Below are 13,531 nucleotides of genomic sequence, written 5' to 3'. Positions count from 1 at the left end.
ATCAGCGACTAGCAGATAACGGCAAGCTACCGTTGGCGGCAACACACCCGTGCACCTGCAACGCCCGCCCCATCACCCATCATCCACCTTCGCCTGCAGCCCCTTCAACCCCTGAATCACGACCAGCAGCGCGCGCCCGTGCTCATCCGACCCATCCCACGCGTCGACGATCGCGTCGCGCAGCAGGTCGTTGTACTGGCGGCGCGACGGCCCGGTATCGACACCGTAGAAACTGCATAGCTTATTGAATGGCGCGCTGCGGCGCAGCCGATGCCCGTTCGACAACCTCAGGCGCGATACGGTTGGCTGGCTGACCCCGGAAAGTCGCGCTATTTCGCTGGACGAGCGTGTATCTGCCGTCAGGCGGCGCAACAGGTCTTGAACGGGAAAATCTTGGTCCGGGGCTTCCATGCGATGCATTATACCTATACAGTTATGGCTGTTGAATGGGCTTGCTGTCACCAGCGAGGCTGTATCCCGAGAAAGTTGATGACACTGAAACACCTCCCACCCACGTTCTGCTGGACCAAGATCGGTACCGAGTCCGGCGAGGAACTGCCGACCGTCGTGCTCCGCAAGGAATGGGAGCGCCGGCTCGGGGGCGGGCGTTTTCTGTGGGGCATCAACCAGCCGCTCGGCAGCAGTGCGCAAGTCGCCGCGCATCGCACGGGCTCGCTGCTCGCGCTGTTTTCGCCGGTCGCGTCGCGCCCGCGCGCAGGCGAGCGGAAAGACATGCTGCTGTGGAATGCATGGGTCGATGCAAGCGGGCAGGTGCGGCCGTTGCCGCCGCACACGTTCATCGCCAGCCGCTCGACGTTGCCGTCGGGCCGGCGCCGCGAACAGCACTACGCGCTCGTGTGCGCGTCATCCACCGCGCTGACGGTCGGCACGCAATTGCGCGTGTTTCCCGATCACCTGCGCAGCGTGAGCACCGGCCAGCCGCTCGGCGCCGCACAGGGTGCGGCCGTGGTCGATTGCGTCGGGCGCGCGAAGGAGCAGACGGGCAAGAGCTATCCGCTCGCGCTGTCGGTCGAGCTCGAGGCACCGTATTTCGTGCGGCTCGCGCAGCCGTGCGTGTTGAAGGCACGCGATCTCGCGGAAGTGAACAAGGCCACGCGCGCGGGCGATTTCGATCGCTTCGTCGAACTCGTCGCGCGCTTGCGCGGCCGTTCACCGACGGACGCCGTGCGCGGTGTCACGCGCGATCTGTTCGACGTGCCGCCGATCGAAACGGCGGCCGCGTATGTCGCGCCCACGCACGTCGCGCGCTTGCGCAATCGGCAGGCGGCCGAGCATCCGCGTGATCTCACCGGCGATCTGTTCGACCTGTCGCCGGGTGAGGCGGCTGCGTTCGCGGGCCTCGCACATCCACGTATCGGGCGCGCGTGACGAATCGCGCGCAGCGGATCGCGCAAGAATTTGTTGCAATCTCGCCATAGCGGAGCGGCGAGCGCAGAGAGACAATCGGCACGAAGCGCGCTGCGCGGCGGCCGATGCGTCGACAATCGATGGGTCGTGGTTCACGCCGCCGACATGCGCACCACGCACACTGAGCGTCGGCGTGCTTCACACTGCAATCCTGAGGGAGAAGTGTCGATGTCGACCCACATCTGTTCGCGGGAAGCCCGGGCTGCGCAACGTTTCGTCGAAGCCACGCGCAACGTCGATCAGGCCTTTCGCGCCGTGCGCGGCGAAAGCGACGACGACGTTTCGTCGGCCGAATATGCACGCGCGATGTCGCGCCTCGATCGCGCGCTCGACGAGCTGGCGCGTGCGCAGGAATTCTTCGATCGCGTAGTCAGCGCCGACGCAACCGCGCACGACAACTGATCCAGCCGCTTCCACGTGTTCGCGCGTCGGGCGACGCGCGTTCATCTTCTTGCCGGGCATCGCGCCCGGCATGTCATTCACTCATCCTGCTCCGACTTCAAACCTTGCGGCCTTCGACCGGATAGCCGGGATCGGTATAGCCGTGCGTCGATGCGTGCCCGGGCGGCACGAGCGAATCGACGAACCGTTCGTCATCCGGGCCGAGTTCGAGCTTCAACGCGTCGATGTAGCTGTCCCAGTGCGCTTCGGTGCGCGGCCCCGCGATCGTCGAGTTGACGATGCGATTCTTCATGACCCACGCGAGCGCGAACGCCACCGACGTCGTGCCGCGTGCGGCCGCATGCGCGGCCACCTGCTGCGCGATGTGCAACGATTCGGCGCGCCATTCCGTTTGCTGGATGCGACGGTCGCCGCGGCCGGCGCGCGAATCGGCGGGCGGCTGCGCATCCACCGCATATTTTCCGGTCAGCACGCCGCGCGCGAGCGGGCTGTACGGCACGACGCCGATCCCGTAGTGCGCGGCGGCCGGAAGCTGTTCGATCTCCGCCGTGCGATCGACGAGGTTGTACAGCGGTTCGCTTGCGACCGGGCGATCGATGCCGAGCTGGTCCGCAAGCCGCACGATCTCGGCGATGCGCCAGCCCTTGAAGTTCGACAGCCCGAAGTAACGCACCTTGCCTTGCCGGATCAGGTCGGCGATTGCGCGCATGCCTTCGTCGAGCGGAGCGTCGGTCAGCGCACGATGGAAATAGAGGATGTCGATGTAGTCGGTGCCGAGCCGCTTCAGGCTCGCGTTGACCGATTCGACGATCCATTTGCGCGACTGGCCCTGCCGGTTCGGCCCGGCGTCCGGCCCGGCCGGAAAGCCGAACTTCGTCGCGACGACCCAGCTGTCGCGGCGCGGCGCAATCGCACGCCCGACGACTTCTTCCGAGCGGCCGGCGTGATAGACGTCGGCCGTATCGATGAAGTTGACGCCCTGGTCGAACGCCTTGTCGATGATGCGCGCCGATGTCGCTTCGTCGGTCTCGCCGCCGAACATCATTGCGCCGAGACACAGGGGCGACACCTTGAGCGCGCTGCGCCCGAGATAGCGGTAATCCATGGAGGCTCCATGCGGGCGCGTGCCCGCCGGTTGAATGAAGGGACGCCGCGCTTACACGCCGGCTTCGTCGAACACGCGCTGCGCGATCGTGAGCGCCGAGCTTGCGGTCGGCCAGCCCGAGTAGAACGCGAGGTGCGTGATCGCTTCGACCAGCTCGTCGCGCGTGAGGCCGTTGTCGAGCGCTTTCTTCAGGTGGAACGGCAGTTCGTTGACGCGATACAGCGACACGAGGCTCGCGACCGTAATGAGGCTGCGATCGCGCGGCGACAGGCCGGGGCGCTGCCAGACGTCGCCGAACAGCACGTTGTCGGTGTAGTCGGCGAGCGCGGGGGCGATGGCGCCGAACGCTTTGCGCGCGGCGGAAGTCGGTTCGGACATCGAGGGCTCCGGGAGGGTGGGGAACACCGAAGATGGTAGCCACCGAGGCGCTTATCGATAATCCCCGGCAATCCGCATGCACTTATCGATCCGATTCATGAATCGCGGCGCGTGGGCGGCGCCCCATCGGCTCATGCGCGATAGCGCAGCGCATCGACGATCACCGCCAGCGCGCGCGACGATTGCCGCCGGCTCGCGTAGTACAGGTGATGGCCGGGGAACGTCGGGCACCAGTCGTCGAGCACGCTGACGAGGCGGCCGGTGGCGACATGCGGCGCTGAGAGTTCGGCAGGCACGTAGGCGAGCCCGTAGCCTGCGAGCGCCGCATCGAGCGTTTCGTAGGTGCCGTTGAACGTGACCTGCCCGTCGACGCGCACCTGCAGCACGTCATCGCCGCGCGCGAGTTCCCACGCGTACAGCGCGCCGTGCGTCGGCAGGCGCAGGTTGATGCAGTCGTGCGCGACCAGATCCTGCGGCGACACGGGGCGCGCGCGTTCCGCGAAATACGCGGGCGCGCCGACGATCGCCATCTTCATGTCGGCCGAGATGCGCACGGCGATCATGTCCTTCGCCACCTGGTCGCCGAGCCTCACGCCGACGTCGAAGCGCTCCGCGACGATGTCGGACAGCCCGTAGTCGTTCACGAACTCGACCTTCAGGTCGCGATAGTCGCGCAGGACCGGCGCGAGCTTCGGCCACAGCAGCGTGCGGATCACGAAGTCGGTCGCGTTGATGCGTACGGTGCCTGCCGGCTGGTCGCGCAGTTCCGCGAGCGCCGTCAGTTCGGCCTCGATTTCGTCGAAGCGCGGCGCGAGGTTCAGCAGCAGTCGTTCACCGGCGTCGGTCGGTGCCACGCTGCGTGTCGTGCGCGTGAGCAGCCGCACGCCGAGGCGCGTTTCGAGCGAGCGGATCGTATGGCTGAGCGCGGATTGCGAGACGCCGAGCTGGGCGGCCGCACGCGTGAAATTGCGCTCGCGCGCGACGGCGATGAAGGCGAGGAGGTCCGCAAAGTTGTCGCGCGGCATGGAAGGTGTCGGGTGGTCGATGCCAGCGCATCGTACCACCGGGTTCACCGGGCCGCGTTGCGGCGGGCGACGCGGCGCGCGTCAGCCCGCGTGCGTCACGCCCGGCGCATGGGGCGCGGGGTGGTACGCATAGCCGCCATGCTGGAACGACGTCGCGAAGAAGCGCATCTGGTAGCGGATTGCATTCGCCCAGTAATCCCACGTATGGCCGCCCGGCCGCTCCGCATAGTCGTGCGGCACGCCGAGCGCGACGAGCCGTTCGTGCAGCGTGCGGTTCGAGCCGACGAACGCGTCGTCGCGGCCGCAATCGATCGTCAGGTCGAGATGCGCGCGCACGAACGCGCCGGCGCTGGCGACGATCACGTTGCGGTTCCAGAACGACGGATGGCGGCCGGGGTCGCCGAACACGTGTGCGATGCCCGGCTCGTCCGAGCAGCAGCGCGGATCGACCGCGCCGCTGATGCTGCCGACGGCGCCGAACGTGTCGGGCCGGTCGAGCGCGATGCGCAGCGCGCCGAAGCCGCCCATGCTGAGCCCGGTGATCGCGCGGGCGCGTTGCGTCGCGATCGTGCGGAAGTGCGAATCGACGTAGGACACGACTTCATCGCCGATGAAGGTTTCGTAGCGGCTGCCCGAGTCGAACGGGCTGTCGATGTACCAGCTCTCGTGCCCGCCGTCGGGCATCACGAGGATCACGTGGTAGCGGTCGGCCAGCGCGGCGATGTGCGTGTTCGACGTCCAGTCGGTATGGTCGCCGCCGGAGCCGTGCAGCAGATAGACGACCGGATAGCGTTCGCCGTCGCGGGTGCCGCGCGCATAAGCGTCGGGCAGCACGACGGTGGCCTTGAGCGTCTCGTTCATCGCGGCGCTGGGAATCACGACGACCCGCGCATGGAATGCGAGAGCAGGGCCCGAAATGGCGAGCAGCAGAAGCAGCCAGATGGCGTGTGCCAGATATATCGATCCTCGCATGTGTCGATCCCGTCCGGCGCCGGACGCCGGGAAAACCCTGTTCTGACGACTCTAGCAACCGCGCCTTTCAACCAAATTTCGGTGAATCCTACGGGTTGTCAGGCGGGCGGCGCGGACACGATGCGCTCGAGCGCCGCGCGAAACGCGTCGGGTTGCTCGGCCGGGATCAGGTGCCCGCAGTGCGCGATCGTGTCGAAGCCGGCGCAGCGCGCGAGCGCCCAGCCGGGCACGTGCCAGCCCGCGCGCGAACGTTCGCCGGCCATCAGCCAGACCGGGTGACGCTCGAACACCTGCGCGAGTGCCTGCAGATAGCCCGGTTCGCCCGTCGTCGCGACCACCGAGCGGCCCATCGCGCGCAGCGTCGATGCGGGCTGATGCGCGAGCCAGCGGCGGGCGTCGTCGAGCAGGCCCGGCGACGGCGCGTCGATCGCGCCACGCAGCCAGCCGGGCGGATTGGCGCGCAGCCCGTCGAGCATCGCGTCGGCTTCGGCGGGCGTCATGCGGCCGACCGACACCGACCAGAACGCATCGTCGAGCGTGAAGTTGCCTTCGACGTTGACGATCCGCCGCACGCGTTCGGGATGCGCGTGCGCGAACAGCATCGCGATCGCGCCGCCGACCGAGTGGCCGACGACATCGACCGGCTGCGCGCCGAAGTGCGTATCGATGGTGTGGCGGACATGCTCGACCTGCGTGGCGAGCGTGATCGCGTCGAACGGTACCGCGCGATGCGCGCCGTAGCCGAGCAGGTCGGGGGCGAGATGCGGGCCGTTCCATCCGCGCACGTCGAACGTGCCGATGAAACCGTGGATGAAGACGACGGGCGTGGGCTGGGTCATGGGGCGGGCGCGGAAGGAAGGGACGGCAATTCGAGTTCGGCGAGCAGTTCGTCGAGTTCGAGCACGTGCGTGCGATCGTGATCGAGCAGTTCGCGCACGAGTTCGTCGAGCGACATGCGGCGGATGCCGTCGCGCAACCCGCAGCGTGCGAGTTGCGCGGAATCCAGCGCGGCCGCGGTCGCACACAGCGCGGCGCGGCCCGTGCGGAATGCTTTGACGGCAGCATCAAGCGGCTGGGCGAGATAGTCGCGTTGCGTGGCGAGCACGGTACCGTCGACGGACGCGATCACCGGCAGGTCGAGCGTGCGCACGGCATCGATGCGTTCGGCGAACACCGCGTCGAGATCGCGCAGGTGGCAGGCGTGCTCGACGAGCGAGAAGCCCGTGCCGTCGGGCCGGCGTGTCCACAGCGCGGCCGGCACGTGCGCCGCATACGCGGCGAGCCGATCGGGCAGGCGGGCCAGCGCGGCGACGACATCGGCGAACGGCAGCACCTGCGGATACGCGCTGAACACCGCGCCGTAGCTGAACAGCGTGCCGCCGAGCCGGCCGCGCGCTTGCGCGACGTCGTGGCCGTGACGGCGCATGACTTCCGCGACCATCGCGCCGCAGAACTGGCGGGCGGTCGTGTCGGTTTCGATTTCGGGGAATTTCAGTGCGATCTCGTGCTGGATCGCGCCGATCGCGGCGACGCCCACGCGTGACAGTGCCGCGAACTCGACGTAGCGCTCGGGTTGCGCGATCAGTGTTTCGAGCTGGGCGCCGAGCGCGGTGGTACGGAAACGGTCGAAACGGGAATGCATGACGGAAGGATCTCGCCGAGTAACGTATCAAAACGATATGTTACTCGGCGAAAGGCGTCAACGGAGTGATTCGGGCGATGCGCTGCATCACTCCTTGTCGGCGCCCTTGGCTGCCTGTTCGATCAGCTTCGCGACTTCGGCGGGATGCGAGATGTAGGCGACGTGGCTCGACTTGAGTTCGATCGTCTTGCTGCCGGCGCGTTGCGTCATGAAGCGTTCGAGCTCGGGGTTGATCGCGCGGTCGGCCGTGGCGACCACTGCCCAGCTCGGCTTCGATCGCCATGCGGCGTGCGTGATCGGCACGCCGAACGACTGCGCGGCCGGCGTCACTTGCGAGATCGCCATGAATTTCGCTTCGGCGGCCGGCACGTCGGCTGCGAAGTCGGCATGGAACGACGCTTCGTCGAAATACAGGTGGCCGTCTTCGGTGGCCTTGATCGCCTTCGTCGCGGGCGGCGTCTTCTTGGTCAGGTCGAGCGGGCTTTCGCCGGTGTCGGGCTGGAACGCGGCCACGTAGACGAGGCCCGCGACCTTGTCGTCGTTGCCGGCTTCGGTGATCACCGCGCCACCGTAGCTGTGGCCGACGAGGATGCTCGGGCCGTCCTGTGCGTCGACGACACGCCGGGTTGCCTTCACGTCGTCGTCGAACGACGTTTCCGGCTGCTGTACGACGGAAACCTTGTAGCCGTCGCGCGTCAGGATGTTCGAGACGGCTTGCCAGCCCGAGCCGTCGGCGAAGTAGCCGTGGACCAGCACGACGTTCTTGACGGGGGCGGCGACGGCGGCGTGCGAGCCGAATGCGGCGGCGGAAACGGCGAGTGCGGCAGCGATGCGGCGGACTTGGGACGAGCGCTTCATTTTCATTCTCCAGAAGAAAGGCAGGCTAGGAACCGTCGGGTATCGACAGTTGTTTTGTTCCGTCGATGTAGCCATCCTACTAGTAGGTAGTTTCAACTTCAAGGAGAAAGCATAGCTAGAAAACAGTATCTCGCGGCGGTAAACTATTCAAGTTTTCATCCGACTAGATGGTAGGCAAATATGACGGTAATGGGGGGCAGTACGGCGGACCGCATTCTCGAAGCCGGGCGGCAACTGATCATGCGGCGCGGCTACAGCGGGTTCAGCTATGCCGACATCGCCGACGCGATCGACATCCGGAAGGCGAGCATTCACCACCATTTTCCGACGAAGGCCGATCTGGCGGTCGCCGTGCTGCGGCAGTCGCAGGCGAACTTCGATGCCGACATGGCGTTGCTCGACTCGAGCGGCGCCGACGCGCTGGTGCAGATGCGCGCATACATTGGCTACTGGGAACGCTGCATCGCGGACGACAGCGCGCCGTTCTGCGTCGCCGGAATGCTCGGCGCGGAGCTGCCGGCGCTGCCTGACGACGTCGCGCGGGCGGTGAAGGCGCATTTCGACGACCTCGCCGCGTGGCTGGTGCGTGTGCTCGAGGCAGGGGTGAAGGACGGCATCGTGCAGCCGGGCGTGTCGGTGCAGACCGAGGCCGCGACGTTCGTGTCGCTGGTCTATGGCGCGATGCTCGCCGCGCGGGCGTACGGCAATGCCGGGATGTTCAGGGACGTGACCGGCGGGGCGGTCGAGCGGCTCGCGGTGCCGCGCAAACGCGCGTGAGACGCGTACGCGTCAGCGGGTAGGGGCGCCCGGCGGTCATGCGAAACCGTCGGACGCCGCCCGGCTTACACGTGCTTCCCGGCGTCGATTTCCGCGCGCATCCGCGCTTCCTGCTCCTGCAGCTCGGGGGTGAGCGCAGCGCCGAAATCCTCGGGCGAAAAGATTTGCCGGATCTCGATGTCCGATTCGACGGGCATCGGGTTCGGGCAGCGCTTCACCCATTCGACCGCTTCGTCCATCGAATTTACTTCCCACAGCCAGTAGCCGGCGATGAGTTCCTTGGTTTCGGTGAACGGGCCGTCGATGACCGTCCGGTCCTTGCCGGAGAAGTGCACGCGCTTGCCGCGCGAACTCGGATGCAGTCCCTCGCCGGCGAGCATCACGCCGGCTTTCACGAGCGCTTCGTTGTACTGGCCCATTGCGGCCAGCAGTTCGGTATCGGGCATCGCGCCCGATTCGGAAGTGGCAGTTGCCTTGACGATGACCATGACACGCATTGCTGTTTCTCCTTGAACAAGCGTTGACGGGAGCCGCCGGCAGTGCCGACGGCAAAACGATCGGTTACGACAACACGACGCGTGAAGATGGCGCGAATCGACATTGTGCGTGAAGAATTTTCGCGTGCGGCCGCACCGGCGGGCCTTGCCGCGGAGCCCGTCGCCAAAACTGGTATGCTGATCCTCACCACGTTCACGCGGAGGGCGCCATGGCTGCTAAAGAAATCTCGAAGAAGAAGTACCTGAAAATCCTGAACAAACGCCTGCGCGCCGAGCCGGCGGCTCCGGCTGGCGCATCGTTTGTCTTTTTCCCGCTGGGTGCGAAGGCGAAGAACGCGACGGGTGTCGTGTCCGGCGACGCGCGCAGCAAGCGCGAACTGGCGGTGATGGCCGCGGTCCAGCGCAAGGCGGCCGAAGAGTTCGTCGTCGCCGGCGCCTGACCGGAACCTGCCGCACGGCCGTCGGGTTGCCGCCTCCGCTGCTTACGCGGCGGCGGCCTCGCAATGCGCGATCGCGCCGGCGAGCACGCGCGGGATGTCGTGCGTGATGGCCGGGCCGTGGGGGCCGGACACCACCGTCGCGCGATCGCCGCGATGCACCAAGGGGCGCGCGACACGGTGCCTCGATGCAGTCGAGCAGCGTCGGTCCAGGCGCGAATCCTGTCAGGTCACGCAGCAGCCGGGCACGGCGCTGAGCGCCGTCCCGGCCGTCAGGAGCATCCAGGCTGACCGGGTGCTCAGGACACCTTGTCCGCTGCCGCCGTGAACCGGCCGCCGCCACCTGCTTCGTCGCCTGCCGCCAGTTGCTCCAGCGCGAGCCCTTTCGTTTCGATCCCGAGCGTCCACACGGCGATCGCCGCCGCGATGAACGACAGTGCGCCGAGCGTGAACACGCCGCCCTGGCCGAACACCGGCAGCACGACGCCGACCACGTAAGGCCCGATCAGCGAGCCGACGCGCCCGATCGCCGACGCGAAGCCCGAGCCCGTCGCCCGCGCGCCGGTGCCGTACAGCTCGGGCGTGTAGGTGTACAGCGCGGCCCACATCCCGAACAGGAAGAACTGCATCGCGAGGCCAGTGACGACCAGCAGCGTCGTGCTGCCGCCATACAGCGCGCTCTGGCCGTACGCGTAGGCCATCACGCCGCCGCCGAGCAGCGACGCGATGCAGGTCGGCTTGCGCCCCCAGCGTTCGACGAGCCACGCGGCGCACAGGAAGCCCGGCACGCCGCCGAGCGAGATCAGCACCGTATAGAACACCGATTTCGTGACTTCGAAGCCGGCCTGCTGCAGCAGCGCGCCGAGCCACGACGTGAGACCGTAGAAGCCGAGCAGCGCGAAGAACCACAGCAGCCATACCATCACCGTGCGGCGGCGGTACACGCCGCTCCAGATTTCGCGCAGTGCGCCGTGGCCGCGTGCGACGACCGGCTCGGCAAGCCGCGACGGCGGCGGCAGCGTCGTGACGCCGGCGGACCGCATCACCTTCGCCTCGATCGTGTGCATCACCGTGTCGGCTTCCGCGTGCCGGCCCGCATGCTCGAGCCAGCGCGGCGATTCCGGCACGATGCGGCGCACGACGAGCACGAACACGGCGGGAATCGCGAGCAGCGCGAACACCGTGCGCCAGCCGAACTGCGGCAGCACGAAGTACGCGACGATACCGGCCGTGATGAAGCCGAGCGGCCAGAAACCGTCCATCAGCGCGATCAGGCGGCCGCGCTTCTCGGTCGGCACGAATTCGGACAGCAAGGTTTGCGCGACCGGGAATTCCATCCCCATCCCGATCCCGAGCAGCACACGGTAGACGATCAGCGCGTCGACGCTCTGCGCAGTCGAGCACAGGTAGGAGGCCGCGCCCCACAGCACCATGCTCCACTGGAACACCGGCCGGCGGCCGAAGCGGTCTGCGAGCAGGCCGGCGACGGCCGCGCCGAGCACCATCCCGAAGAAGCTCGCGCTCGCGACGAGGCCGGCGGCCGCGGTCGACAGGCCGAACTCCTTGCGGATCGAGCCGAGCACGAACGTCATCGTGCCGAGGTCGACCGAGTCGAAGAAGAACGCGATCGCGATGATGAAGAAGATCCGCTTGTGATAGCCGGAGAACGGCAGGCGTTCGAGCCGGGCGGCGGCGGAGGCGGGAGCGGTGGCGGCGGGCATGGCGTCCTCTGAAATGAAAAAGGGGCCGCGCAGCGCATGCTCCAGGGCCCCGATGCTTCATCTTCAGTAGACGCGACCACAAACTGCCGCATCAGAGGAAAAGCGCCGCCTGCTTGCTCAAATGCGTCATCGGCGGGCGGCGCGCGCGACGCCCGCCGGCGTCAGTTCTTCAGCTTGTAGCCGGTGCGGAACATCCACGCGACGATCGCCAGCAGGATCGCGAGGAACAGCGACGTTGCGCCGAGGCTGACGCCCACGTGCACGTCGGCGATCCCGTAGAACGACCAACGGAAGCCGCTGACCAGGTAGACGATCGGATTGAACAGCGTGACGACGCGCCACGCGGGCGGCAGCATGTCGACCGAATAGAAGCTGCCGCCGAGGAACGTGAGCGGCGTGATGATCAGCAGCGGCACGAGCTGCAGCTTCTCGAAGCTGTCGGCCCAGATGCCGATCACGAAGCCGAACAGGCTGAACGTGACCGCTGTCAGCACGAGGAACAGCACCATCCAGAACGGATGCAGGATGTGCAGCGGCACGAACAGGCCGGCCGTGGCGAGGATGATCACGCCGAGCAGGATCGACTTCGACGCGGCCGCGCCCACGTATGCGATCACGATCTCCCAGTACGACACGGGCGCGGAGAGAATCTCGTAGATCGTACCCGTGAAGCGCGGGAAGTAGATGCCGAACGACGCGTTCGAGATGCTCTGCGACAGCAGCGACAGCATCACGAGCCCCGGCACGATGAACGAGCCGTAGCCGATACCGTTCACGTCGCTGATGCGCGAGCCGATCGCGGAGCCGAACACGACGAAATACAGCGACGTCGAGATCACCGGCGCGATGATGCTCTGCATCAGCGTGCGGCGCGTGCGGGCCATTTCTGCGCGGTAGATCGCGCGGATGCCATGCAGGTTCATGCGTCAGGCTCCTTGCATGCCGTTGCGGCGGTTGTCGATCAGGCTGACGAAAATGTCCTCGAGCGAGCTCTGCGTCGTGTGCAGGTCGCGGAAGCCGATGCCGGCCGAGCCGAGCGCATTGATCAGCTTCGCGATGCTCGCGTCGTCGCGCTGCGAGTCGTACGTGTAGACGAGCGCGGCGCCGTCGTCCGCGCGTTCGAGCCCGAACGGCGCGAGCGCGGTCGGCACGTCGGCGAGCGGGTGCTCGAGCTGCACGGTGAGCTGCTTCTTGCCGAGCTTGCGCATCAGCTCGCGCTTTTCCTCGACGAGCACGAGCTCGCCGCCGAGGATGATGCCGATCCGGTCGGCCATTTCCTCGGCTTCCTCGATGTAGTGTGTGGTCAGCAGGATCGTCACGCCGCTCTCGCGCAGCGAATCGACGAGCTTCCACATGTCGCGGCGCAGCTCGACGTCGACGCCGGCCGTCGGTTCGTCGAGGAACAGGATGCGCGGCTCGTGCGACAGCGCCTTCGCGATCATCACGCGGCGCTTCATGCCGCCCGACAGCGTCATCAGCTTGTTGTCGCGCTTGTCCCACAGCGACAGCGCCTTCAGCGTCTTCTCGATATGCGCGGGATCGGGCGCCTTGCCGAACAGGCCGCGGCTGAACGACACGGTCGCCCAGACGGTCTCGAACGCGTCGGTCGTCAGTTCCTGCGGCACGAGGCCGATCATTTCGCGGGCCGCGCGGTAGTGGTCGCGGATGTCGTGGCCGCCGACCGTCACGCGGCCTTCGGTCGGCGTGACGATGCCGCAGATCGAGCCGATCAGCGTCGTCTTGCCGGCGCCGTTCGGCCCGAGCAACGCGAAGATCTCGCCGGGGCGGATGTCGAGGGTCACGTGCTTCAGCGCCTGGAAGCCGGACGCGTAAGTCTTGGAGAGGTCTGAGACGGAAAGGATCGGTTGCATGCTCACGGATGGCACGGCCGGCCGGCGTGACGGGATGCGCCGCGCGTGCCCGGCGTCGCCGCCGCTGCGAAGCGGCCGGGACCGGGGACGGCATGGCGAACGGGCGTCATGTCGAATGGCATTGTGGTGCGGGATCGCGGGATCGCCATATTAGCAATCGGTAGATGGAAATGCATTCTCGTGGAAAGGGCGCGTGTTGCCGGTGCCGGATTTGCGTGAATTGACGACGCATCGCTGAATAACACGGTGCTTTATTTGCGGTGCGTGAACAATTCATGCGGTTTTCGGCGAGCCGGGCGGCGATCGCGTTTGCGCGCGGCGGCGGGGCGGCTGGCCGGTCGACTGTGCCGTCCGAAGGCCGTCGCGCCGTACCGGGACGGCGTGCGCGGCGCTCGCGATAATGCGTTCCTTTCATCGT

General features: G+C 67.1%; 16 protein-coding genes. 4 read left to right on the top strand and 12 right to left on the bottom strand.

What is annotated here, in order from left to right; all coding sequences use genetic code 11:
- Positions 1-72 precede the first annotated feature (72 nt).
- The gene (locus BCO18175_RS13030; RefSeq protein WP_174917009.1) at positions 73-411 is read right to left on the bottom strand and encodes an XRE family transcriptional regulator; all 339 of its coding nucleotides are present in this window, start codon (positions 409-411) and stop codon (positions 73-75) included.
- Between the two features lie 78 nt (positions 412-489).
- On the opposite strand from BCO18175_RS13030, the gene BCO18175_RS13025 reads away from it, so the two are divergent.
- Together BCO18175_RS13025 and BCO18175_RS13020 are read left to right on the top strand one after the other, a co-directional pair.
- Positions 490-1,389 (top strand): hypothetical protein, encoded by a 900-nt coding sequence (locus BCO18175_RS13025; protein ID WP_174917008.1) that lies wholly within the window; start codon positions 490-492, stop codon positions 1,387-1,389.
- 207 nt (positions 1,390-1,596) lie between these two features.
- Entirely contained in the window at positions 1,597-1,830 is a 234-nt protein-coding gene (locus tag BCO18175_RS13020; RefSeq protein WP_039369627.1) for a hypothetical protein, read from the top strand.
- Between the two features lie 97 nt (positions 1,831-1,927).
- On the opposite strand, the gene BCO18175_RS13015 is transcribed toward BCO18175_RS13020, so the two are convergent.
- From BCO18175_RS13015 to BCO18175_RS12985, 7 genes are all read right to left on the bottom strand, one after another.
- Positions 1,928-2,935, bottom strand: a complete 1,008-nt coding sequence (locus tag BCO18175_RS13015; RefSeq protein WP_174981262.1) for an aldo/keto reductase — start codon at positions 2,933-2,935, stop codon at positions 1,928-1,930.
- A 51-nt stretch (positions 2,936-2,986) separates the two neighbouring features.
- Entirely contained in the window at positions 2,987-3,313 is a 327-nt protein-coding gene (locus tag BCO18175_RS13010) for a carboxymuconolactone decarboxylase family protein (RefSeq protein WP_174917006.1), read from the bottom strand.
- Between the two features lie 131 nt (positions 3,314-3,444).
- Entirely contained in the window at positions 3,445-4,338 is an 894-nt protein-coding gene (locus BCO18175_RS13005) for a LysR family transcriptional regulator (protein WP_174981260.1), read from the bottom strand.
- An 81-nt stretch (positions 4,339-4,419) separates the two neighbouring features.
- The gene (locus tag BCO18175_RS13000) at positions 4,420-5,310 is read right to left on the bottom strand and encodes an alpha/beta hydrolase (RefSeq protein ID WP_174981257.1); all 891 of its coding nucleotides are present in this window, start codon (positions 5,308-5,310) and stop codon (positions 4,420-4,422) included.
- Between the two features lie 98 nt (positions 5,311-5,408).
- Entirely contained in the window at positions 5,409-6,149 is a 741-nt protein-coding gene (locus BCO18175_RS12995; RefSeq protein WP_174981254.1) for an alpha/beta fold hydrolase, read from the bottom strand.
- Positions 6,146-6,952 (bottom strand): DinB family protein, encoded by an 807-nt coding sequence (locus BCO18175_RS12990; RefSeq protein WP_174981251.1) that lies wholly within the window; start codon positions 6,950-6,952, stop codon positions 6,146-6,148. The genes BCO18175_RS12995 and BCO18175_RS12990 overlap by 4 nt, the downstream gene beginning before the upstream one ends.
- 87 nt (positions 6,953-7,039) lie before the next feature.
- Positions 7,040-7,810, bottom strand: coding sequence for an alpha/beta hydrolase (locus BCO18175_RS12985; protein ID WP_174981248.1), 771 nt, complete (start codon positions 7,808-7,810; stop codon positions 7,040-7,042).
- A gap of 189 nt (positions 7,811-7,999) precedes the next feature.
- Between BCO18175_RS12985 and BCO18175_RS12980 the strand changes: the two genes are divergently transcribed.
- Positions 8,000-8,587, top strand: a complete 588-nt coding sequence (locus BCO18175_RS12980; protein ID WP_254608054.1) for a TetR/AcrR family transcriptional regulator — start codon at positions 8,000-8,002, stop codon at positions 8,585-8,587.
- Between the two features lie 65 nt (positions 8,588-8,652).
- Here the strand turns inward: BCO18175_RS12980 and BCO18175_RS12975 are convergent, their stop codons facing one another.
- Positions 8,653-9,084 (bottom strand): YciI family protein, encoded by a 432-nt coding sequence (locus BCO18175_RS12975; protein WP_174981242.1) that lies wholly within the window; start codon positions 9,082-9,084, stop codon positions 8,653-8,655.
- 209 nt (positions 9,085-9,293) lie between these two features.
- Between BCO18175_RS12975 and BCO18175_RS12970 the strand changes: the two genes are divergently transcribed.
- Positions 9,294-9,524, top strand: coding sequence for a hypothetical protein (locus tag BCO18175_RS12970; RefSeq protein ID WP_174981239.1), 231 nt, complete (start codon positions 9,294-9,296; stop codon positions 9,522-9,524).
- A 296-nt stretch (positions 9,525-9,820) separates the two neighbouring features.
- Here the strand turns inward: BCO18175_RS12970 and BCO18175_RS12960 are convergent, their stop codons facing one another.
- From BCO18175_RS12960 to BCO18175_RS12950, 3 genes are all read right to left on the bottom strand, one after another.
- Positions 9,821-11,242 carry an MFS transporter gene (locus BCO18175_RS12960; protein WP_174981236.1) on the bottom strand — a complete coding sequence of 474 codons (1,422 nt, stop codon included), beginning with the start codon at positions 11,240-11,242 and terminating at the stop codon, positions 9,821-9,823.
- 161 nt (positions 11,243-11,403) lie between these two features.
- Complete coding sequence (locus BCO18175_RS12955; RefSeq protein ID WP_174981233.1) at positions 11,404-12,165, bottom strand: ABC transporter permease; 762 nt, start codon at positions 12,163-12,165, stop codon at positions 11,404-11,406.
- Positions 12,166-12,168: 3 nt separating this feature from the next.
- Positions 12,169-13,113, bottom strand: coding sequence for an ABC transporter ATP-binding protein (locus tag BCO18175_RS12950; RefSeq protein ID WP_174969793.1), 945 nt, complete (start codon positions 13,111-13,113; stop codon positions 12,169-12,171).
- Between the last annotated feature and the right edge of the window lie 418 nt (positions 13,114-13,531).

It is taken from the genome of Burkholderia lata (assembly GCF_902499335.1).
In the GTDB taxonomy this organism is placed as follows: domain Bacteria; phylum Pseudomonadota; class Gammaproteobacteria; order Burkholderiales; family Burkholderiaceae; genus Burkholderia; species Burkholderia lata_B.
This window is presented reverse-complemented; position numbering and strand designations above follow the sequence as displayed.